Source organism: Micromonospora sp. M71_S20 (genome assembly GCF_003664255.1).
Classification (GTDB): domain Bacteria; phylum Actinomycetota; class Actinomycetes; order Mycobacteriales; family Micromonosporaceae; genus Micromonospora.
The window spans coordinates 2,700,171-2,720,887 of record NZ_RCCV01000001.1 but is presented as its reverse complement, the minus strand read 5'-3'; the positions used below and the strand labels follow the sequence as shown (position 1 = coordinate 2,720,887).

The following is a 20,717-nucleotide window of genomic DNA, read 5'->3' as shown; positions in this document are numbered from 1 at the left end:
TCGGCGGCACAATGGCCTGATGCCCGTCGTCGAAGCGGTGATCACCGTGCCGGTCCCGCCCGAACTGGCCTTCGCGGTCTCCCAGACCACCGCGCCCGTGCGCTACCGGTGGGACCCGTTCGTGCGCGAGCAGCACTTCACCGACGGGGCGACCCGGCCCGGCAAGGGGGTACGGACCTTCACCCGGTCCCGGCACGGCCTGGCGATGGTGAGCGAGTACGTCTCCTGGGCCCCGCCGAGCCACGTCGGGATGAAGATGGTGCGCGGCCCGTGGTTCTTCGAGATGTTCGCCGGCGGCTGGCGGTTCGCGCCCGCCCCGGAGCCCGGCCACGCGATCGCCACCTGGCGCTACAGCTTCCGGTGCCGGCCCGCGTTCCTCCGCCCGGTCGCGGACCGGATCGGGTCCTGGCTGCTCGGCCGCGACATCCGCCGCCGGATCGCCGGGTACGCCGCCGGCTGCACGGACCCGGAGGTGCTGGCCGCCGCCCGACGGTCACTCACCGCCGACGACGACTGACCCCGGCCTGTGGGTCCGGCTGAAGTCCGAGGAATGCAGGCGTCATTCGTGCGGCTGCGGCAAAAAGGGAGCGCTGTCCCGTGGGTCAGTGCCGGTAGGGTCCGGCGGGTGAGCAGATCCTCCGGACGCACCGCGAACTTCCGCACCCTGTACCACGGGCAGGCCACAGCTGGCGCCGCATCGGGTTACGGCCTCTTCCTGATTCGTCGATCAGGGTCATGGGCGCAGCACTGGGCATCGATCAATGCGGGAAGGCAGCCCGTCCCGCCGCCGCCGCTGGTGGATCTCACCCGCGAGACGGTCATCATGCTCTCGGTGGGGACCCGCGCTGTTCTGGGCTACGACGTCACGATCGAAGACGTCACCGTGCGGGAAACGACTCTGGTGGTGACCGGCGTCGAGAGGCGCCCCTTAGGCGACGTGACACTGGACACGATGTGTTCACCGGTGCACATAGTGGCGGCGCGATTCGGACCCCAGACCTTCGAGGACATGCTGCTGAACCTGCGCATCAAATCTGCTGAGACTACTTGATCCAGTGATGTGGACGGCCACGAAACACGCTCGCTCACCAGGCCGGCCTACTCGAAGCCCATTCCTGTGAATCCGCGCTACGGGTTTCCCCGGCGACGACGCGCCAGGCCACATCAACCGATGCCGTCGACCGCGGCCCTGAGTGCATTGATCGACGGATCCCAGCTGAAGTTCAGGACGGGGAGGCCGGAAGCGGCGGCATTGCTGTCGCCACCAAGGACCACTGCCCGCGGCTTACCGGTGCCCTGGGGGACGACGAGGTACCAGTTTCCCTTTACATTCGCGATGAACACTTCAACTACCTCCTGGTCGGGCGGGTTCGGGTTGGCGACGTCTCCGACGTAGTTCTCGAAATCCACCGTCGCGCGGAAATTCGTCGGACTGCCGGTGTTCAGCCAGAGACTTGTATGCACATGCGGTCCGACAGCGTAGTCACTGCCGTTGGCCGAGGCGCCGGAGTACGCGATCGTCTGGCCTCGCGACACACGTTGACCGGTTGAGACGGTGATCCTCGACAAGTGCAAGTGCCGGGTGTAATTGCCATCGTCATGGGCCATCCCCACGACGCGTCCGGTCGCGGTAGAGGTGTCGGTCTTCACGTAACGGATCGTGCCGTTCGCCGCGGCCATGACGGGAGTACCGGTTCCGACCGCATAGTCGGTGCCCGGCTCGCCCGAGGGCGGCATCCGGTTCCGGTGGTCCTGCCAAGAGCTCGAAATCCGAACATTGCCGCACGGCCTTTGATAGCTGCCAGCGGCCTGAGCGGAGCCGGGCAGCAGAGCAAAGGCGGCCGACACCCCGGATGCCGCCAACGCGGCGCTTGTGATGAACCCCCGTCGCGAAAGTCCCCGCAGATAGGCGATGCCACCGAGATCCTTGGGCCGCAGATCGCCGTGGCTGGCATTCTGAGAAGGGTCAGGGCGAGGGTCCTCGCTGAGGATCATCGATGCAACTTAAGGCCGCTTCTGTTGAAGGGCAAGGGTTTCCCCACGATCGCTTTCGGACGTCGCGCGAGTCCTCTCCGTGAAGCAGCCAGGCCAGGCGCGCGTCGCCGTAGGTCACGTCGCCCGCCCTGCCGGTGCCGTGCACGTCGACCGCCGCACGGCAGACCAGGACCGGACGCGCCGGAGCTGAGAAGAGCGGCCACCACGCGGTCCGGGCCCGTCGGGGCGGGGCAGGCCCCACAATGTTTCACGTGAATCAAGAGCCGGGCGCCGAGATCCACCACATCGACCCGTTCGCCGTGCCCGCCGACCAACGCTCGCCCGTACGCCGGTTGCGGGGTCGGCTGGCGTCGCCGGTGACGCTCTGGACGACGCCGGAGCCGGCGGGCCTGACGGTCTCCTCGACGCTGGTCGCGGAGGGCGAGCCGGACCGGCTGCTCGGTCTGGTCGACCCGGAGTCCGACCTGTGGGCGGCGGTCGAGTCCGCCGGTCGCTTCGCGGTGGCCCCGCTGAGCCCCTCGCACCGGCAGCTCGCCGACCGGTTCGCGGGCCTCTTCCCGTCCCCCGGCGGCCTGTTCGCCACCGGCACATGGACCGACACCCCCTACGGCCCGGTGCCGGCCGACGCCGGCGGCTGGGCGGGGTGCCGGCTCGACACCGCCCGCGAGTACGGCTGGGGCCTGCTGGTGGAGGCCACCATCGAGGCCGTCGAGCTGGTCGGGGAGACAGACCCGCTGCTGCACTACCGGGGCCGGTACCGCGAGCTGACCTGACGCCCGGCGACCGGCGGCGACCGTTCGGCCCACCCGGGCCGCGCCCGTGACCGGTGAACGGAGTGAGCTGCGTCACTCGGCGCAGCCACCGTGCCGTTCGGCGCAGCCGCCGACCGGCGTCGATCTCACCCTTCCCCGGCGGGGAGCGCGCTTTCTACCGTGCGCGAAACTCCCCACGCCTGTGAAGGTGGTGATCCACAAATGTCCACGGACACACCCCCGTCCACGCCGTCGACCTCGGCGGCGGACCGGTACCTGGCCGTACAGCGGTCGGACGAGTTCGCCGGGTTGCGGCGCACGCTGCGCGGCTTCATCTTCCCGATGACCGTCGCGTTCTTCCTGTGGTACGCGCTCTACGTGATCCTGTCCGCGTACGCGCGGGACTTCATGGGCACGAAGCTCTTCGGCAGCAACATCAACGTCGCCCTCGTCTTCGGCCTGCTCCAGTTCGTCTCCACGTTCCTCATCGCCTGGCTCTACGCGCGGTTCGCCGACCGGAAGATCGACCCGGTCGCCGACCGGATCCGCGCCGAGATGGGGGAGGTGGGCCATGAACACGGTCCTCGCGGCTGAGGCGGGCGACACCACCGCCCGCAACCTCACCATCGCCCTGTTCCTGGTCTTCGTGGCGGTGACCCTGGTGATCACCATCTGGGCCAGCCGGCAGACCAAGACGGCCACCGACTTCTACGCCGGCGGGCGCTCCTTCTCCGGGTTCCAGAACGGCATGGCGATCGGCGGCGACTACATGTCGGCCGCGTCGTTCCTCGGCATCGCCGGCATGATCGCCCTGTACGGCTACGACGGCTTCCTCTACTCCATCGGCTTCCTGGTCGCCTGGCTGGTCGCGCTGCTGCTCGTCGCCGAACTGCTGCGCAACTCCGGCCGCTACACGATGGCCGACGTGCTGGCCTTCCGAATGCGCCAGCGCCCGGTGCGGACCGCCGCGGCCGTCTCCACCATCACCGTGTCGATCTTCTACCTGCTGGCGCAGATGGTGGGCGCGGGCGCGCTGGTCGCGCTGCTGCTCGGCATCAAGCCTGGCACCACGTTCCTCGGCATGGACGCCGACACCGCGAAGGTCGCCACCATCATCATGGTGGGCGCCCTGATGATCATCTACGTCACCGTGGGCGGCATGAAGGGCACCACGTACGTGCAGATCGTCAAGGCGTTCCTGCTCATGGGTGGTGCCCTCGTGATGACCCTGCTGGTGCTGGCGCACTACAAGTTCAACCTTTCCGCCCTGCTCGGCGACGCGGCGGCTGCATCGGGCAAGGGAGAGAGCTTCCTCAAGCCGGGCGGGCGGTACGGCGTGGAGGTGGCCGGCAACGCGATGCAGACCTTCTACAACAAGATGGACCTGTTGTCGCTCGGTATCGCGCTGGTGCTCGGCACCGCCGGGCTGCCGCACATCCTGATCCGCTTCTACACCGTGCCGACGGCGAAGGCGGCCCGCAAGAGCGTGCTCTGGGCGATCGGCATCATCGGCACCTTCTACCTGCTCACCCTGGCCCTCGGTTTCGGCGCGGCGGCCCTGGTCGGCAGCGAGGCGATCATCGCGCAGGACAAGGCCGGCAACACGGCCGCGCCGCAGCTCGCCGAGGCGCTCGGCATCGACTTCCTCGGCGGCGACCTGGGCGGTGCCACCCTGCTCGCCATCATCGCTGCGGTCGCCTTCGCCACGATCCTGGCAGTGGTGGCCGGCCTGACCCTGGCCTCCTCGTCCAGCCTGGCGCACGACTTCTACGCCAACGTGATCAAGGACGGGACGGCGTCCGAGCGGCAGGAGGTCAGGGTCGCCCGGGTCTCCGCCCTGGTGATCGGCGCGATCTCGATCGTGCTGTCGATCTACGCGCAGAACCTGAACGTGGCCTTCCTGGTGGCGCTGGCCTTCGCGGTGGCCGCCTCCGGCAACCTGCCGGCGATCCTCTACAGCCTGTTCTGGCGACGGTTCAACACCTCGGGCGCGGTGTGGGCCATCTACGGCGGCCTGCTCTCCGCCGTCCTGCTGGTGTTCTTCTCGCCGGTGGTCTCCGGCGCGCCCACCTCGATGTTCCCCGAGCAGGACTGGCAGTGGTTCCCGCTGTCCAACCCGGGCATCCTGTCCATCCCGTTCGGCTTCCTGTGCGGGTGGATCGGCACTGTGATCTCCAAGGAGCACGACGAGGAGAAGTACGCGGAGCTGGAGGTGCGTTCCGTCACCGGCGCCGGCGCCCACTGACGGCCTCCCGCAGGTGCAGGGAATCGCCCCTCGTCGTCGGCGACGACGAGGGGCGATTCCTTGCGTCAGGACGGCTCGGGGCAGTGGGTAGGCTGACCGGCATGAACGCTGCTGCCCGCTTCGGACCCGGTCACCGCATCCTCGTCACGGGCGGCGCCGGCTTCGTACCGTCGCACCTGGTGGACGCCCTGATCGCTCGCGGCTGCACCGTGGTCGCGCTCGACAACTTCATCACCGGGTCGAAGGAGAACGTCGCCCACCTGCTGGACGAGCCGAACTTCACCCTGGTCGAGGCCGACATCTCCGACGGCCTGCCGACCCACCCGGCGATGGCCGAGCGGTTCGACGCCATCCTGCACATGGCCTCGCCAGCGAGCCCGACCGACTTCGAGAAGCTGCCGGTGGAGATCCTCCGCGTCGGCTCGGTGGCCACCCTGCACCTGCTGGACCGCGCGGTCGCCGACGGCGCCCGCTTCCTGATGGCCTCCACCTCCGAGGCGTACGGGGACCCGAAGGAGCACCCGCAGCCCGAGTCGTACTGGGGCAACGTCAACCCGATCGGCATCCGCAGCGTCTACGACGAGGCGAAGCGCTTCTCCGAGGCGGCCACCATGGCCTACCACCGCAGCCGCGGGCTGGACACGGCCATCGTCCGGATCTTCAACACGTACGGCCCGCGGATGCGCCCGGACGACGGCCGGGCCATCCCGACCTTCATCTCCCAGGCGCTGCGCGGCGAGCCGATCACCGTGCACGGCACCGGCAACCAGACCCGGTCGATCTGCTACGTGTCCGACCTGGTGCACGGCATCCTGCTGCTGCTCGACTCCCGCGAGACGGGGCCGATCAACTGCGGCACCGAGCACGAGATGAGCATGCGGCAGCTGGCCGAGACGATCGTGTCGCTCACCGGGAGCAGCTCGGAGGTGACCTACATCACCCGCAGCGCCGACGACCCGGAGATGCGCCGCCCGGATCTGACCCTCGCCCGCGAGCTGCTCGGATACGAGCCGACCGTGGCGCCCGAGGACGGTCTGCGCCGCACCATCGAGTACTTCCGCGAGCGGATGGTCTAGCGGGCGTGCCGCCGCCGGCGCACACGTCGGCGGCGCTACGGGGCGACAGTGGCCCCGCGTACGTACCCTGAGTTACATGTCAGCGACCATGCCCGCCGGAGTTCCACTCCCGCACCTGCACCGCAGCGCCGGGCGCGCCTCGGTGCCCGGCCCCGGCCGGGACGCCGGACGCGCCCGGCCGGCCGAGGCCCGCTGGTCCCCGGCGGCGGACGAGCCACGCGCCGGCGGCCCGGGCGGCCCCGCGGGACCGGGCGGGCCGGGCGGACCGGGCGGACCGGGCGGACCTGACCGGCCGGGCCGGCGCGGCGTCCGCCCCCGGTGGGGCCGGATCGCCCTGGTGGCCGGCGTGGCCGTCCTGGTGCTCGCGCTGCTCGGCGGGGCGGGCGCCTGGTTCTACGCCCGCGGCCTCAACGACGACCTGGCCCGCACCGACCCGTTCTCGGAGATCACCGGGGGCCGCCCGGCCAAGGCGGTGGACGGCGCCCTGAACATCCTGCTGGTGGGCAGCGACTCCCGGGACCCGGACGCCCCGGTGGACAAGTCCAGCAAGTGGCGGGCCGACACGATCATCGTGATGCACATCCCGTCGGACCACCAGAAGGCCTACCTGGTCTCCATCCCCCGCGACCTGTACGTGCCGATCCCGGAGAGTGCCAACGCGGACTGCGGCACCGGGCAGCGGGGGAAGATCAACGCCGCCTTCGCCTTCGGCGGGCTGCCGCTGGCCGTCCGGACGGTGGAGTGCTTCACCGACGTGCGGCTCGACCACGTGATGGCGATCGACTTCGCCGGCTTCAAGCAGGTCACCGACGCCCTCGGCGGCGTCGACCTCAAGGTCGAGCGGACCGTCACCTCGATCCACAAGCCGTACCGGACGTTCACCAAGGGCACCAACCACATGGACGGCGCCGAGGCGCTGGACTGGATCCGGCAGCGCAAGCAGTTCCCGGACGGCGACTTCGCCCGGATGCGGCACCAGCAGGAGTTCCTCCGCGCCCTGATGGACAAGGCGGCGAGCACGGGCACGCTGACCAATCCGAAGAAGCTGAACGACTTCCTCAAGTCGGTCACCGCCGCGGTCACCGTCGACCAGAGCTTCTCGCTGGTCGACATGGGGGTCCAGTTCCGCAACCTGCGCGGCGAGAACCTCACCTTCGTGACCAGCCCGCACGTCGGCAGCCAGACCATCAACGGGGAGTCGGTGGTGGTGTCGGACAAGGAAAAGGCGCTGACCATGTACAAGGCGATGTCGGCCGACACCATGACGGCCTGGGTCGAGGCCAATCAGAAGAAGGACGGCACCGGAAACTGAGCAGCCCGCCGGCCGGCCCTCCCGTGATCGACCAACGTCATCACGATTCGGAGGGCCGGCCGACCGCTTCCTGTGAGCCAACCGCCGACCAGCCGTATCGATCTGTCCGTTCGGTCAGTTTTCCTGGATGACGGCCGTGCGAACGGTATTTGACGGTCGGACGACCTCGCCAGGACGGGAAAGCGTCCGTAAAGTGATCCCGCCCCCTGACAACGCGAGCTGGAGCACGCATGCCGGTTCAGACCAGCCGTCGCCCTCCGGCGCTGGAGTCCCCCCGTGGCCCGGTCCGGGCCTCCACGAGCATCCCGAAGCAGCCCGTCAAGGGCGGCAAGCCCCGTGGCGGGTCCGCTAAGAAGCGGTCGCGCCGCAAGGACCCGCTCTGGGCCCGACTCACCCTGATCTTCGGCGCCGTGCTGATGGTCGCCAGCGGTGCGGCGATCGTCGGCAGCAAGGCGCTGATCAGCAGCGCCACCGGCAACATCGCCCAGCGCAACCTGCTCGGCGACGCGGGCAAGACCGACGCCGAGGGTGGCGCCAGCCTGGACGGCCCGATCGACATGCTGCTGCTCGGTGTGGACGCCCGGGAGCGGTGGGCCGCCGACGACGTGCGGGCGGACAGCATCATCGTGCTGCACATCCCGGCGACGCACGACCAGGCGTACCTGATCTCGATCCCCCGGGACACCGAGGCCCAGATCCCGGCCTTCAGGCCGAGCGGCTACAAGGGCGGCACCGACAAGATCAACGCGGCGTTCCAGGCCGGCGCCCGCAACGGCGGTGGCTGGGAGGGCGGCGCCCAGCTGATGGCGCAGACGATCAAGAAGATGACCGGGATCAGCTTCGACGGCGCGGCGATCATCAACTTCGGCGGCTTCAAGAACGTCATCGACGCCCTCGGCACCGTGCGCATCTGCGTCAAGCAGGAGGTCGAGTCGATCCACATGTCGTACGTGGACGGCAAGCCGATGTGGAACGCCGACGCGAAGAAGACCGGCAAGCAGCGGACGCCCGTGGTGCACAAGAAGGGCTGCCGCGAGATGGAGGGCTGGGCGGCGCTGGACTACTCCCGGCAGCGCAAGAGCCTCAAGAACGGCGACTACGACCGGCAGCAGAACCAGCAGCAGCTGATCAAGGCGATGGCGAAGAAGGCCACCCAGGACGGGACGCTGACCAACCCCCTCAAGCTCAACAAGCTGATGGACGCGGCCGGCAAGGCGTTCATCCTGGACACCGCCGGCGTGCCGGTCCCCGACTTCGTCTTCACCATGCGCGGGGTGACCGGCAACGACCTCGTGATGCTGAAGACGAACGGCGGCACCTTCCACAGCGACGGCACCCGCGAGACGCTCAGCGCCCAGACGCTGGACATGTTCCGCGCGGTGAAACAGGACAAGCTGGCCGAGTTCGTCTTCGCCAACCCCGAAGTGGTCTCCAGCCGCGAGTAGCTCCGGCGGGGCCGGCTCGCCGGGCGATGTCGGCGAACCGGCCCGGACGGCCGGGGCCACCCCCTAGCCTGACGTGAGAAGCATTCACGTACGGGTCGCGGGGAGGCGTCACGTCCAGATCGACGGGCGACGGTCGGGGCCGGGCCGGGGCCGACGCCCGGCCCGCCCGGCCGCCCCGCGCCCGCTGGCCCCGGCTGCTGCTCGGCCTGGGCCTGGCCCTGGTCCTGCTGGCCGGGCTCGCCGTGGCGGGCCTGAATGCGCTGACCGACCGGTACGAGGGCAGCGTCGTCCGGGAGCAACTGCTCGACCCCACCGCCCGCCGGGAGCGCACCGACCCCGACGGGCCGCTGAACTACCTGCTGGTGGGGACCGACCGGTGGCAGAGCGGCAGCGCGGCGGACCGACGCTCCGACACCATCCTCATCGTGCACGTCCCCGCCGGCGGGCGCGAGGCGTACCTGGTCTCGGTCCCCCGGGACCTGCTCGTCGCCATCCCCGCCGGCAACGGCTACGGCGGCGGCCAGGACAAGATCAACGCGGCGTACGAGCACGGCGGCGGCGGCCAGGCGGGCACCCGGCTGCTCTCGGCCACCCTGTCCCGGCTGACCGGCATCCGCTTCGACGGCGCGGCCCTGATCGACTTCTCCGGTCTCCGCAAGGTCATCGACCTGCTCGGCGGCGTACGCATGTGCGTCGACACCGAGGTCCGCTCGATCCACACCGACCGGGTCTTCCCGCCCGGCTGCCAGCAGATGGACGGCGGCCAGGCGCTGGACTACGTCCGGCAGCGCTACGACCTGCCGGGCGGCGACTACGACCGGCAGACCCACCAGCAGCAACTGCTCCGGGCGATGCTGGAGCGCACAAGTGAGACGTCGCTGCGGACCAACCCGGTCAAGCTGGACCAGGTGATCCGCGCCGTGGGCGGCTCGTTGACCGTGGACACCAACGGCGTACCGCTGGAGGACCTGGTCCTCGCGCTGCGCGACCTGCCGGCCGACGCGCTGCGCGGCGTGCAGGTCCCCTCCCACCCCCAGACCATCGACCAGGTGTCGTACGTCGTGCTCGACAACGGCGGGAACGGCCTCTTCGAGGCGGTACGCGGCACCCGCGTGCCGGACTGGGCGCGGGCCAACCCGCGGTGGGTCACCCGGTTGTGACGCCGGGGGCGGCCCGCCACCGGCCGTCCGGGCGAGGATCTAGGCTTGGCCCGTGTTCGGATCCCAGGTTCCCACCGTGACCGTGACCGAGATCGCCGACGACGCGTACCTGCTCGACGTCCGGGAGGACGACGAGTGGCACGCCGGCCACGCCCCCGGCGCGCACCACCTGCCGATGATGGAACTGCCGGCCCGCATCGCAGAGGTGCCGACCGACCGCGACGTCGCCGTCATCTGCCGCTCCGGCGGGCGCTCCGCACAGGTCGTCACCTACCTGATGCGCAACGGCTGGGACCAGGTGCGCAACGTCGAGGGCGGGATGGGCCAGTGGGCCGCCGCCGGGCGACCGGTGGTCGGCGAGGACGGGCAGCCGGGCCGGGTCCTCTAGGACGGGCGGGATGGACGCCCCTCTCGTCTTCGCCCACCGCGGTTCCTCCCACGACCTGCCCGAGCACACCCTCGCGGCCTACCTGCGGGCCCTCGACGAGGGCGCGGACGGGCTGGAGTGCGACGTCCGGCTGACCCGGGACGGGCACCTGGTCTGCGTGCACGACCGCCGGCTCGACCGCACCAGCAACGGCCAGGGGCTGGTCAGCGCCCGCACCCTCGCGGAGCTGGAGGCCCTGGACTTCGGCTCCTGGCATCCCGGCTGCGCGCCCGCCGACGGCGACGAGGTGCTGGACGAGTCGCACACGCGCCTGCTCACCCTGGAGCGGCTGCTGGACGCGGTGCTGGCCGCGGGCAGGCCGGTGCGGCTGCTGATCGAGACCAAGCACCCCTCCCGCCACGGCGGGAACGTCGAGCGCCGGCTCGTCGCGATGCTGCGCCGGTACGGCCTGGCCGAGCCGAAACCGGACGATCCGGTACGGGTCACCGTCATGTCGTTCTCGCCGCTGGCCGTACGCCGGATCCGGGGGCTGGCCCCCGCGCTGCCCACGGTGCTGCTGCTGGATGTGCTGCCGCGCTGGATACGGCCGGGGCGGCTGCCGTTCGGCACCCGGATCGCCGGCCCCGGCGTCGCCCTGGTGCGGGCCCGCCCGCAGTTGGTGCCCGCCCTGCGGGCGGCGGGCAACCAGGTCTTCGTGTGGACCGTCAACGAGCCGGCGGACCTGGACCTCGTCCTGGCCGCCGGGGTGGACGGCATCATCACCGACCGGCCGGCGCACACGCTGGCCAGCCTGGGCCGCTGACCGGGGTGGCGCCGGGCGGAGGCCGGGTCGGGCAGGGGTGTCCCGGGACGGACCGGCGGGGCACACTCGGAGAATGCCGGAGCGCACCGACCTCTCCGCTCTCATCGCCGGCCAGACCACGGTGATCGAAATGATCAATTCGGGCGGCACCGGCCTTCCGGTGCTCACCCACCTGCTCCGCGTGGCCCGGTCGGCGCTCGGCGCGGCGGGCACGGCGTTCGTCGAGTTCGCGCCGACCGGCGGCCGGGTGATCGCCGCGACCGGCGCCGCCGAGTGGGCCGTCGGCCACCCCGTGCCGGCCGACGACCCCGCCACCGTCTGCCTGCTCTCCGGCGCGCGGGTACGCCAGATCCGCACGGACGAGCTCACCGGCAGGCTCTGCGGTGAGCTCGCCGAGCGGGGCCTGCTCCGGATGGTGGTCTCCCGCGCGGAGATCGGCGGGCTGACGGTCGGCAGCCTGCACGTGCTCTATCCCGACGGCGACGACCCGCTGGACGCCGAGCAGCACGCCGTCGCGGGCTACGTGGCCTCCTGCATCGCCCACATGTACGGCGACCAGACCGGGCTGCCCGTGCACGGCGACGGACCGGTGGTGGCAGCGCTGGCGGACGGCCTGGCCGTGGTGGACCGGGACAACCACGTCCGGCTCTGGAACCCGGCCGCCGCCCGGGTCACCGGCCGTTCCGTGGCCCAGGCGCTCAACCGGCCGCTGCCCTTCCCGCTGCCCCCGTCCGGGCAGGTGCTCGACCACCGGATGCCGGACGGCCGCTGGCTCAAGATCACCTCCGGCGAGCTGCCCGGCCCCGGCACCCTGCGGGTGGTCACCTTCCGGGACATCACCGACCAGCAGCGCCGCGACCACGACCGGGACCTCTTCGTGGCGGTGACCAGCCACGAGCTGCGTACGCCGGTGACCGTGATCAAGGGCTACGCGGACACGCTCACCGACCACTGGGAGTCGCTGACCGAGACCGATCGGCGGCAGGCCGCCCGCGTGATCGGGCAACGCGCCAACGAGCTGGCCCGGCTGGTGGACCGGCTGCTCTCCTCCGCCGCCGAGGCGGGGCCGGGCGACGAGCCCCCCGCCCCGTACGACCTCGGTGACGCGCTGCGCGCGGCGGCGGTCGACCTGCCGGCGGAGCTGCGGCAACGGCTCGTCCTCCGCCTCCCCGCGGACCTGCCCAAGGCGCTCGGCCACCGGTTGAGCCTGGCCACCGTCCTCACGGAGCTGTGCACGAACGCCGGCAAGTACTCCGCGCCGGGCTCGCTCATCGAGATCACCGCCGACGCGGACGGGTCGACGGTCTCCTTCCAGGTCCGCGACCGGGGCATCGGCATCCGGCCGGAGCACGTGGAGCGGGCCTTCGACCGGTTCTGGCAGGGCGAGTCGGGCGACCGTCGCCGCTATGCCGGGGCCGGACTCGGCCTCTATCTCGTCCGTCGGATCGTTGAACAGCAGAATGGATGGGTATCCCTACGGCCGAGGGCCGGTGGCGGTACGGTCGCAGAGGTGCGGCTGCCCCGCGGGTGACCGGCGACGGGCAACGAGGGCGTGAAGGGACGAAGGGTGTCGACGGGAGCTGCCGATCGGGCGTGGTGCGTGGTGGTGCCCCACCACGCCGCTGGGGCACGGGTGGCGCGGCGACGCCTCGCCGAGGAACTGGCCGACGTCGTACCCCCGCCGCTCCTGGCCGACCTCGTCGCGGTCCTGGCCGAGCTGGTCGGCAACGCGATCCGGCACGCCGATCCGCTGCCCGGCGGAGTGGTCCGGGTGGCCTGGCGGCTGCGTCACTCGCCCGGCGGCCAGCAGGTGCAGCTCCGGGTGACCGACGGCGGCGCCGCCGCGGGCCCCACGATGCGGATCGCCGACACCGACGCCGTCGACGGCCGGGGGCTGCACATCGTCTCGGGGCTGGCCGACCGCTGGGGCGTCGAGCGCGACGGCCTGGGCCAGAGCGTGTGGGCCGAGTTCGACCCTGCCGACGTCACCCGGTCGGACCTGGCCGTGGCCGGCTGACCGACCGCGAGGGCGGGTCCTGCCCCCGCCGATCGGCGGGGGCCTCTAGGCTGTCTCGCCGTGAGCAAGCGTCGAAAGAGCCAGCGGGCCGCCGAAGCCACCCCCAAGCGGGAGAAGGTACGGGACATCTTCGTGCCCCGACCGTTCGAGGGGCTGACCGACGAGCCGGAGTGGATCGCCCTGCGGGAACTGGTGCCGGCCGCCTCGGCGCCGCTGCGGCTGGCCCCCGCCTTGGTCGAGGAGTTCGGCGACCGGGAGGTCACCCTGGCCACCGTGCTGCCGATGGCCACCCCCGCCATGACCAAGCCGGACGGGCGGGTCCTCATCGGGCTCCAGCGTCACCTCCAGTCGGGCGACGTCTCCCGGGACCTGGCCGAGGCGCTGCTCTGCGCGCTGCGGGCCGAGCCGGGCCGCCCGGTGCCCGTGCCGCCGCTGCCCGGCCCCGGCCCCCGGTTGCAGGACGTCCTCGTCGACGGCCCGCTGGAGGTCAGCATCCACGACGGGTTCGAGTTCTGGCTCGACCCGGGCGCCGGCGACGACCCGAACGTGCAGGCGTCCCTGGAGCGGGCGAACGCCGCGATCTACCCCACCGTGCGGCTCGCCGCCGCCCGGGCCGCCTACTGGTGCCAGGTGCCGGAGAAGGCGCACGTGCGCTGGGTGCTGCCCGACGACGAGGACGCCGCGCTGGACGCGCTGGCCCGGCTGAGCGTCGCCGGCACGCTGGTGCTCGGCGAGAACACCCGGTTCGCGGGCATGTTCCGGGCCCACGGCCGGCTGGTGCCGGTATGGGACCTGCCGGAGGACGTCCCGGCCGCCGACTGGGAGCAGCCGGTCGCCGACTTCGCCAAGCGGTACGCGGAGGCGCTCGCCGAGCCCGCCCCGCTGGACGCCGCCGGCCGCCGGGCCCGCCACGGCCTGCTCGGCCGCCAACTCACCCTCCGCTGAGCCGGGTGCCCCCGCCGGGGCCGCCGCTCGGCGGCCCCGGCGGGGGCCTCCGGTCTCCGGCTTTGGGCCTGCGACGCCTGACGGGGTGCCTGCCAGCGCCCGCGGGGGTCCTGGCGGGTCGCTGCGGGCAGTGCCCGCAGGGCCTGGCGGGTGGTTGCGGGCAGTGCCCGCGGGGCCCTGGCGGGTGCCTGCGGCGCGCGGAACGGGCTTCTCCCTACGGGAGAGGTGCCGTTGCCGGCCCGCCCAGCGGCTCGCGGACCAGCGGGCAGGACATGCAGCGCGGTCCGCCCCGGCCTGAGCCCAGCTCCGAGCCGGCGATCGGGATCACCTCGATGCCGGCCCGCTCCAGCTGCGCGTTGGTCTCCGTGTTGCGCTCGTAGCCCACGCAGAGCCGGGGCGCGATCGCCAGGGTGTTGTTGCCGTCGTCCCACTGCTCGCGTTCCGCGGTGACCGGGTCCAGGCCGGTGTCGATGACCCGGAGCTGGGGCAGGTCCATCGCGTCGGCGGCGGCCCGCAGGAACGGCGCCGGGCCGTCCACCCGCGGGTCCTCACCGTCGGCCCCGGCGATCACCGTGTACGCCGACAGCGTGTGGGCGATGTTCGGATACATCAGCACGGCGTCGACGTCCACCATCGTGCAGACGGTGTCCAGGTGCATGGTCGCCCGTTCCTGGGCGATCGGGACGACGAGGATGGTGTGCGCGAGCCCGGCGGCGAAGACCTGCCGGGCGAGGCGTTCCGCGCCGGCGGGCGTGGTCCGCTCGCCCACCCCGACGGCCAGCACCCCCGGCGCGAGCAGCAGCACGTCGCCGCCCTCCAGGTGCTCCAGGCCGGGCTGGTAGACGAGCTCGGTGCCGGCGAAGCGCGGGTGGTGCCGGTAGATGGCGTCGGTCAGCGTGGTCTCCCGCCGCCGCGCCGGCATCGCCAGGCTGGTCACCCCGACCCGGTCGCCGACCCAGAACGAGGAGTCCCGGGTGAACAGCAGGTTGGGCAGCGGGTCGATGACGAAGTCGTGCCGGTCCATCAGGGTGTAGACGAGGCCGCCCGGCCGCTCCCGGCTGACCCGCAGTTCCTCGTGGGCCAGCCCGGCGATGAGCACGTCGGCGAGCGCGACGGGGTCGAGGTACGCGAGGTGGTCGGCGACCCGGGCGCGCAGCGAGTCGCCGAGCCTGGGCGAACGGAGCACCTCCTCGGTCAGCTCGGCCCGCGCGTCGGCGACGGCGAGCGTCTCGGCGAGGAGGGTGGCAAGGTAGAGCACCTCGACGCCGCGCTCGCGCAGGGCGGCGGCGAAGGCGTCGTGCTCCTCCTGGGCGCGGCCGACCCACGGGATGGCGTCGAAGAGGAGCGAGTCGTTGTTGCGGGGGGTGAGCCGGGCGAGCTCAGGACCGGGGCGGTGCAGCAGCACCGTCCCGAGCCGACCGACTTCGCTGTCCACGTAGTGGGTCACCCTCGCAGCGTAGGGCAGGGTTTGGCGGCATCCGATAAAACAGGGGTGGATGAATATGGCATTCATCCGCACTCACTCCGGCGTTCCAACTTGCCGACACAGGGGACTGGCAACGTAGGGTAGTGAGGACATAACTTCGAGGGACCTTTTGCCGGAGGTCGCGATGACTGTCTTTCCCGCTCGTCAAGCCGTACCGTCCGCCCGGGCACTGCCGCCCGCGGCGGTGCCACACCCCCGCGTGGAGTCGCCGGGGGTGCTCGCACCCGTCCGTCCGTCCCCGTTGGAGTGGGCCCGCCGCCGCAGGGCGGAACGGGGTGCCCGACGGCTGGAGGCGGCCGGGGCACGGGCGCTCGGCCGGCTCGACCATCTCGGGCCCGCGTGGCACGTCATCGAATGGCCCCGCACGGACGCCTCAGACCTCCTGCTCGACCACGAACGCGACGAACGCGCCGGCTTCCTCGCCATCGGGCCGAGCGGGCTCTTCGCGGTCACCATCGCCGACCACGGCCGGGCCCGGGTCCTGGTGGCCGGCGACGTGGTCCAGATCAACGGCAAGCGACCGCCCTACGTGGCCGAGGCCCGCCGCGACGCCAAGCGCGCCAGCAAGGCCCTCTCCGACGCCGTGGGGCTGCCGATCCCGGTGACGCCGGTGCTGACCTTCGTCGGCTCCGGCGTCATCAGCGTCTACGGCCTGCCGAAGGACTGCCTCATGGCCACCCACCGCGAGCTGGACCGCCTGCTCGTCGCCGGGGGCAGCCGGATCAGTCCAGCCACGGCCGAGAAGCTCTCCCGGGTCGCGCAGCACCCGGAGACCTGGGTGAACGGCGCGTACCGCCCCGCCGCGGACTACCGGTGGTACGAGGGCGGCCGAACGGCCGCTGACAAGCCGGCCAACCGACGGTAACGTCACCGGCGACGCCACGCGCCCGGGTGCCGGTCGGCACTCGTCGGTCGCGCCGTCGCCGGCCGTCTGGTCAGGGCATCCCTCACCCACCGGCGGCCCGGCGACCACGCGCGGTCGGCGTCACCCGTGACGACCGGCTAGCGTGGACGGACCGTCGGTGTACATAGGAGGCGCGGTGGCCCACGTCGAACTCTCGCTCTCTGACGTGTTCGTGCCCGCGGCGGGAACAACGACAGGGCAGGAGTTCGACAATCTCGGTCGGTGGTCGTCGACCGTCTCCCACGCCGACGAGCCGTGCCTGCTCATCGACTCCGGGACGAGGGTCGTCGCCGTCTCCGTCGCCGGTTGCGAGCTGCTCTGCCTGGGCGACCCGGAGGACGTGACCGGGCTGCCGCTGCTTGACGGCGGGCTACGGCTGCTCGACTTCACGGCCAACCGCTGCGAGCTGACCGAGCCCGAGATCGACAAGATCCCGCCGCTGCTGGCCCTCTCCTCCGGGCGCCTGGCCCGAGGGCTGCTGCGGGTCCAGGCCGCGTCGGCCGACGCGCCGGACTCGACCGTCGACGCGATCTCCACCCCGGTGTTCACCAGCGGGACGGTCGCCGGTTCGCTCACGTTCTTCTCCCCGGTCTGACCAGCGGCGGGATGTGGCGTTCGCCGCACGCGGCGAATCTGGGGCGGGCCCGCACCGAGGCCGTAAGGTGCCCTCATGCTCGATATCGCTCTGCTGCCGGGGAAGTACGCCGTGTGCCGCCTGGCCGCCGGCTCCGCCCTGCCGCCCGAGTTGTCGGGCGGGCTGAGCAACGGCGACGTCGTCACGGTGAGCTGGACGGCCGACGGGATCTCGCTGATCTGCCCCGCCGACCGGGCGCCTGAGCAGGCCGTCGGCGAGACCGCCTGGCGCTGCCTGCGGGTCGCCGAACCGCTCGACCTGGCGGTCAGCGGCACCCTCGCCGCGCTGGTGGACCCGCTCGCCGCAGCCCGGGTCAGCGTGGTCGCCTTCTCCACCTACGACACCGACTACCTGCTGGTTCCCGCCGTGCGGCTCCGCGAGGCGACCGCCGCGCTGGAGCGTGCCGGCCATCGCGTCCTCGGCTGATCTTCACCCGGCCGCCGGTTCCTCCTAGGATGGGCTCGGCCTCCCGGCCGCAGTGACGCTCCCCGATGTCCCGAGGATCGGCCGTGCCGCCCACCCCCTCGCGCCACGCCACGCCCGCCCGACCGCCCGGCCCCGCCGCCCGGCCCGGAGCGGTTCCGCCGTGCGCCCCGACCGACCGGCCGTCGGCTCCGCCCCTGCCGCTCGTCCGCGCGTCGTCCCGCCCCGCCCCGCTGGCGTGCGCCGGCCGCCTCGCAGCCGTCGTACTGCTGGCCGCGCTGCCCCTCGCCGGCTGCGGCACCCCACCGGAGCTGCGCCGCCCGGCCCCGACCACCGCCCCGACCCGCACCGCGGTCCCCACCACGCCCAGCGCCGCGCCGACGCCCCCGCCCGCCACCGGCCTGCCCGGCACCGGGGGGATCACCCCCACGGTCGACCCCGGCCTGGTCGCGGTCCCGTGCCCGGACGGCCCCTCGGGAACACGGATCGTCGACCTGGTGCGGGGCCGGGGTGGCGTGCTGCCGAACGGCGTCCGGGTGCGGGTGCGGACCGGGCCGCTCTGCGCCGGTGAGTGGCACTACACGGTGCTCGACGTGACCGGGCACGAGACGCTCCAGGTGATCACCCAGGGCCGGCCGGGTGCCCCGCGGCTGGTCACCGCCGGCACCGACGTCTGCACCGCCGAGGTCCGCGCCGCCGGGCCGCCCGGCATCCGGACGCGCGTCTGCGAGGGCGGGTCGCTCGGCGTACCGGGTGCGTAGGCTGTCGCCATGCCGGGAACACCGCCGACGCGCTTCGTCTACCTCGGGCCGGAGGGCACCTTCGCCGAGCAGGCGTTGAACAGCATCCCCGCCGCCGAGCGGGGCAGCCGCACGCCGGCCCGCAGCGTCCCCGAGGCGCTGGAGAGCGTACGGGCCGGGGAGGCGGACTCGGCCCTGGTGCCGCTGGAGAACTCGATCGGCGGCGCGGTCGGGGTGACCCTGGACGAACTCGCCGAGGGCGAACCCCTGGTGATCACCCGCGAGGTGATCCTGCCGGTCGAGTTCGTGCTCGCCGCGCGGCCCGGCACGACGTTCCCGGACGTGCGCAGCGTCGCCGCCCACCCGCAGGCGTCGACCCAGTGCCGGGGTTGGCTGCGCGCGCACCTGCCCGACGCGGTCGTGGTCGACGTGCTCTCCAACGGCGCCGCCGCCGCCGGAGCCGCCGCCGGCGAGTACGACGCGGCGATCTGCGCCCCGATCGGCGCCGGCCGGCACCGGCTGGACGTGCTCGCGGACAAGATCGCCGACCACCCGGACGCGGTGACCCGCTTCGCGCTGGTGTCCCGCCCCGGGCCGCCCCCGCCGCCGACCGGCGACGACGTGACGTCCCTGGCGGTCTACATCGCCCACGACCGGGTGGGCGCGCTGCTGTCGGTGCTGATGGAACTGGCCGTCCGTGGGATCAACATGAGCCGGATCGAGTCCCGCCCGACCGGCGAGGCGCTCGGCCGGTACGTCTTCTTCCTCGACTGCGCCGGGCACGTGGCGGACGTGCGGCTCGGCGAGGCGTTGCAGGGGCTGCGCCGGGTCTGCGCCGACGTGCGCTTCCTGGGCTCGTACCCCCGGCACCGGTTCCCCGGGACGGGCGACCGCCCGATCCCGGCGCCCGCCGGCCTCTCGGACGCCGACTACGCCGACGCCGCCGCCTGGCTGGCCCGCCTCCGCGCCGGCGACCTCAGCTGACGGCAGTCCCGGAACCGCACCGCGGCTGACCGCGGCCCCCGCAACGGCACCGCCCCCGACCCGCGTCGGATCCGGCGGGGCCGGTCGGCGCGGGGCGGGGGCGGTGCGAGGCGGTGCGGGACGTGCCTCAGCTGAGCAGGCCGCCGAGGATCCCGCCCTGCTGCTCCTGGGTGCCGCTGCCCATGATGGGCGGCTCCTCGGAGGGCTGGACGACGACGAAGCCCTGACCGGCGAAGCTCATCGTGAACGACTCGCCGGTGCGCCGGCCCAGCAGCGTGCCGAGGCCGAGCTGCTCGGCGCGGTGGTAGCCGGTCTGGAGGTTGGCCGACCAGCAGACCGCCGCCTGCGGGTCGACGTAGGTCGGAGCGTCCACGCTGAGCACCACCGGGGTGCCCTTGGTGGTGATGGCGATCCGACCGTGACCGCTGAAGACGCAGTTGAACAGGCCGGAGGAGGACGCCATGCCGGCCCCGCCGACCATCCGGATGTCGTACTGGAGGGTGGAGTCGAAGGCCAGCACGCTGGACCCGTTGATGGAGAGCGCGTCACCGGGCTCCAGGTCGATGATGTGCACGTCCTTGGCGAAGTCGGCGAGGAACACGTCACCCCGGCCGGAGACCTTCATCAGCGGGACGCCCTCGCCGGTCAGCTTCTGCTTGAGGAACTTGCCGAGCCCGCCGGAGCCGAGCGCCTGGAACTGCACCTGCCCCTGGTAGGCGACCATCGACCCGACCCGGGCCATCGCCTCGCCGTTGAGTTCGATCTTCAACATCTTGGAGTTCTGCAGCCGCATGCCGGGCTGCGCGGACTCCTTCTCAAGGTTCTCCGCCGAGAACAGCTCGCTGCGCATTGGAAGTGCCTCCTGAGTTCGCGGTACCTGGACCGACGGTAGGCGACGGAGGCAACAACCGTCCGTCTAGCCCCAGCCCAGCTCGTGCAGGCGGGCGTCGTCGATGCCGAAGTGGTGGGCGATCTCGTGCACCACCGTCACCGCGACCTCGTCGACGACGTCCTCGTCGTCGTCGCAGATGCGCAGGATGGGGTTGCGGTAGATCAGGATGCGGTCCGGCAGCACGCCGGCGTAGTCCCAGCCGCGTTCGGTGAGGGCGTGCCCCTCGTAGAGGCCGAGCAGGTCCTCGCCGGGGGGCGGGTCGTCCTCCACCAGGATCACGACGTTGCTCATCAGGGCGAGCAGCTCCTCGGGCACCTCGTCGAGCGCGTCGCCGACCAGCTCCTCGAAGCGCTCGCGACTCATCTCCACCGGCACCCCGCCCATTCTGCCCGACGACACGGCCCGCCCGCGCCGGTCGGACCCGTCGGCGCGAGCGCCGGCCCGCGCCGGCGGACCGCCCGGGCCGGTCGGAGCCGGCGGCCGACCACCCGTTCCCGGGACCGGAGCCGTGCGAGCG

Annotated in this window: 22 protein-coding genes and 1 pseudogene; 19 read left to right on the top strand and 4 right to left on the bottom strand. The window is 72.4% G+C overall.

Going from position 1 to position 20,717, the window contains the following annotated elements; genetic code table 11:
- Positions 1-19: 19 nt before the first annotated feature.
- On the top strand, positions 20-517 hold the full coding sequence (locus DER29_RS12430) for an SRPBCC family protein (RefSeq protein WP_121397495.1): 498 nt from the start codon (positions 20-22) through the stop codon (positions 515-517).
- Between the two features lie 108 nt (positions 518-625).
- The gene (locus DER29_RS33860) at positions 626-1,051 is read left to right on the top strand and encodes a hypothetical protein (protein ID WP_148710011.1); all 426 of its coding nucleotides are present in this window, start codon (positions 626-628) and stop codon (positions 1,049-1,051) included.
- A 113-nt stretch (positions 1,052-1,164) separates the two neighbouring features.
- Here the strand turns inward: DER29_RS33860 and DER29_RS12420 are convergent, their stop codons facing one another.
- Positions 1,165-1,995 carry a M23 family metallopeptidase gene (locus DER29_RS12420; RefSeq protein ID WP_121397493.1) on the bottom strand — a complete coding sequence of 277 codons (831 nt, stop codon included), beginning with the start codon at positions 1,993-1,995 and terminating at the stop codon, positions 1,165-1,167.
- A gap of 221 nt (positions 1,996-2,216) precedes the next feature.
- Here DER29_RS12420 and DER29_RS12415 point away from each other — a divergent pair.
- The 12 genes and pseudogenes from DER29_RS12415 to DER29_RS12360 form a co-directional block, all read left to right on the top strand.
- Positions 2,217-2,768: pseudogene (locus DER29_RS12415) on the top strand (flavin reductase family protein); the annotation flags it as partial.
- 201 nt (positions 2,769-2,969) lie between these two features.
- Entirely contained in the window at positions 2,970-3,341 is a 372-nt protein-coding gene (locus tag DER29_RS12410; RefSeq protein ID WP_121397491.1) for a DUF485 domain-containing protein, read from the top strand.
- On the top strand, positions 3,319-4,992 hold the full coding sequence (locus tag DER29_RS12405) for a cation acetate symporter (protein ID WP_121397490.1): 1,674 nt from the start codon (positions 3,319-3,321) through the stop codon (positions 4,990-4,992). Before DER29_RS12410 ends, DER29_RS12405 begins: the two co-directional genes overlap by 23 nt.
- Before the next feature lie 101 nt (positions 4,993-5,093).
- Positions 5,094-6,068, top strand: a complete 975-nt coding sequence (locus tag DER29_RS12400; protein WP_121397489.1) for a UDP-glucuronic acid decarboxylase family protein — start codon at positions 5,094-5,096, stop codon at positions 6,066-6,068.
- Positions 6,069-6,144: 76 nt separating this feature from the next.
- On the top strand, positions 6,145-7,380 hold the full coding sequence (locus DER29_RS12395; protein ID WP_121397488.1) for an LCP family protein: 1,236 nt from the start codon (positions 6,145-6,147) through the stop codon (positions 7,378-7,380).
- A gap of 230 nt (positions 7,381-7,610) precedes the next feature.
- Positions 7,611-8,825, top strand: coding sequence for an LCP family protein (locus DER29_RS12390; protein WP_121397487.1), 1,215 nt, complete (start codon positions 7,611-7,613; stop codon positions 8,823-8,825).
- A 218-nt stretch (positions 8,826-9,043) separates the two neighbouring features.
- Positions 9,044-9,985 carry an LCP family protein gene (locus DER29_RS12385; protein ID WP_370040285.1) on the top strand — a complete coding sequence of 314 codons (942 nt, stop codon included), beginning with the start codon at positions 9,044-9,046 and terminating at the stop codon, positions 9,983-9,985.
- A gap of 52 nt (positions 9,986-10,037) precedes the next feature.
- On the top strand, positions 10,038-10,373 hold the full coding sequence (locus DER29_RS12380) for a rhodanese-like domain-containing protein (RefSeq protein WP_121397485.1): 336 nt from the start codon (positions 10,038-10,040) through the stop codon (positions 10,371-10,373).
- 10 nt (positions 10,374-10,383) lie between these two features.
- Entirely contained in the window at positions 10,384-11,175 is a 792-nt protein-coding gene (locus tag DER29_RS12375) for a glycerophosphodiester phosphodiesterase family protein (protein ID WP_121397484.1), read from the top strand.
- Between the two features lie 73 nt (positions 11,176-11,248).
- The gene (locus tag DER29_RS12370) at positions 11,249-12,706 is read left to right on the top strand and encodes an ATP-binding protein (protein WP_121397483.1); all 1,458 of its coding nucleotides are present in this window, start codon (positions 11,249-11,251) and stop codon (positions 12,704-12,706) included.
- A 36-nt stretch (positions 12,707-12,742) separates the two neighbouring features.
- Positions 12,743-13,192 carry an ATP-binding protein gene (locus DER29_RS12365; RefSeq protein WP_121397482.1) on the top strand — a complete coding sequence of 150 codons (450 nt, stop codon included), beginning with the start codon at positions 12,743-12,745 and terminating at the stop codon, positions 13,190-13,192.
- Positions 13,193-13,252: 60 nt separating this feature from the next.
- A complete protein-coding gene (locus DER29_RS12360) occupies positions 13,253-14,137 on the top strand; it encodes a DUF5926 family protein (protein ID WP_121397481.1) in 885 nt (294 codons plus the stop codon).
- A 214-nt stretch (positions 14,138-14,351) separates the two neighbouring features.
- Here the strand turns inward: DER29_RS12360 and DER29_RS12355 are convergent, their stop codons facing one another.
- Complete coding sequence (locus tag DER29_RS12355; RefSeq protein ID WP_121397480.1) at positions 14,352-15,584, bottom strand: arginine deiminase; 1,233 nt, start codon at positions 15,582-15,584, stop codon at positions 14,352-14,354.
- Between the two features lie 163 nt (positions 15,585-15,747).
- Here DER29_RS12355 and DER29_RS12350 point away from each other — a divergent pair, with 163 nt between their 5' ends.
- From DER29_RS12350 to pheA, 5 genes are all read left to right on the top strand, one after another.
- Positions 15,748-16,488, top strand: a complete 741-nt coding sequence (locus DER29_RS12350; protein ID WP_121397479.1) for a hypothetical protein — start codon at positions 15,748-15,750, stop codon at positions 16,486-16,488.
- 175 nt (positions 16,489-16,663) lie between these two features.
- Positions 16,664-17,122: a hypothetical protein gene (locus DER29_RS12345; RefSeq protein WP_121397478.1), complete on the top strand. Its 459-nt coding sequence runs from the start codon at positions 16,664-16,666 to the stop codon at positions 17,120-17,122.
- A 75-nt stretch (positions 17,123-17,197) separates the two neighbouring features.
- Positions 17,198-17,587, top strand: coding sequence for an ACT domain-containing protein (locus tag DER29_RS12340; RefSeq protein WP_121397477.1), 390 nt, complete (start codon positions 17,198-17,200; stop codon positions 17,585-17,587).
- Between the two features lie 230 nt (positions 17,588-17,817).
- Entirely contained in the window at positions 17,818-18,345 is a 528-nt protein-coding gene (locus DER29_RS12335) for a hypothetical protein (protein WP_121399169.1), read from the top strand.
- A 9-nt stretch (positions 18,346-18,354) separates the two neighbouring features.
- Complete coding sequence (gene pheA / locus DER29_RS12330; RefSeq protein WP_121397476.1) at positions 18,355-19,308, top strand: prephenate dehydratase; 954 nt, start codon at positions 18,355-18,357, stop codon at positions 19,306-19,308.
- Between the two features lie 127 nt (positions 19,309-19,435).
- Here pheA and DER29_RS12325 read toward each other — a convergent pair whose 3' ends face one another.
- On the bottom strand, positions 19,436-20,158 hold the full coding sequence (locus tag DER29_RS12325; protein WP_121397475.1) for an AIM24 family protein: 723 nt from the start codon (positions 20,156-20,158) through the stop codon (positions 19,436-19,438).
- Positions 20,159-20,224: 66 nt separating this feature from the next.
- Positions 20,225-20,569, bottom strand: a complete 345-nt coding sequence (locus DER29_RS12320) for a metallopeptidase family protein (protein ID WP_172896728.1) — start codon at positions 20,567-20,569, stop codon at positions 20,225-20,227.
- Positions 20,570-20,717: the final 148 nt, after the last annotated feature.

Excerpts from the sequence above, each read along its gene's own strand:
- DER29_RS12390 (WP_121397487.1), top strand. The coding sequence starts at position 7,611 with ATGCCGGTTCAGACCAGCCGTCGCCCTCCGGCGCTGGAGTCCCCCCGT.
- DER29_RS12340 (WP_121397477.1), top strand. The coding sequence starts at position 17,198 with ATGCTCGATATCGCTCTGCTGCCGGGGAAGTACGCCGTGTGCCGCCTG.
- DER29_RS12405 (WP_121397490.1), top strand. The coding sequence starts at position 3,319 with ATGAACACGGTCCTCGCGGCTGAGGCGGGCGACACCACCGCCCGCAAC.
- DER29_RS12325 (WP_121397475.1), bottom strand. The coding sequence starts at position 20,158 with ATGCGCAGCGAGCTGTTCTCGGCGGAGAACCTTGAGAAGGAGTCCGCG.
- pheA (WP_121397476.1), top strand. The coding sequence starts at position 18,355 with ATGCCGGGAACACCGCCGACGCGCTTCGTCTACCTCGGGCCGGAGGGC.
- DER29_RS12400 (WP_121397489.1), top strand. The coding sequence starts at position 5,094 with ATGAACGCTGCTGCCCGCTTCGGACCCGGTCACCGCATCCTCGTCACG.
- DER29_RS12395 (WP_121397488.1), top strand. The coding sequence starts at position 6,145 with ATGTCAGCGACCATGCCCGCCGGAGTTCCACTCCCGCACCTGCACCGC.
- DER29_RS12430 (WP_121397495.1), top strand. The coding sequence starts at position 20 with ATGCCCGTCGTCGAAGCGGTGATCACCGTGCCGGTCCCGCCCGAACTG.
- DER29_RS12420 (WP_121397493.1), bottom strand. The coding sequence starts at position 1,995 with ATGATCCTCAGCGAGGACCCTCGCCCTGACCCTTCTCAGAATGCCAGC.
- DER29_RS12370 (WP_121397483.1), top strand. The coding sequence starts at position 11,249 with ATGCCGGAGCGCACCGACCTCTCCGCTCTCATCGCCGGCCAGACCACG.
- DER29_RS12350 (WP_121397479.1), top strand. The coding sequence starts at position 15,748 with ATGACTGTCTTTCCCGCTCGTCAAGCCGTACCGTCCGCCCGGGCACTG.
- DER29_RS12375 (WP_121397484.1), top strand. The coding sequence starts at position 10,384 with ATGGACGCCCCTCTCGTCTTCGCCCACCGCGGTTCCTCCCACGACCTG.
- DER29_RS12410 (WP_121397491.1), top strand. The coding sequence starts at position 2,970 with ATGTCCACGGACACACCCCCGTCCACGCCGTCGACCTCGGCGGCGGAC.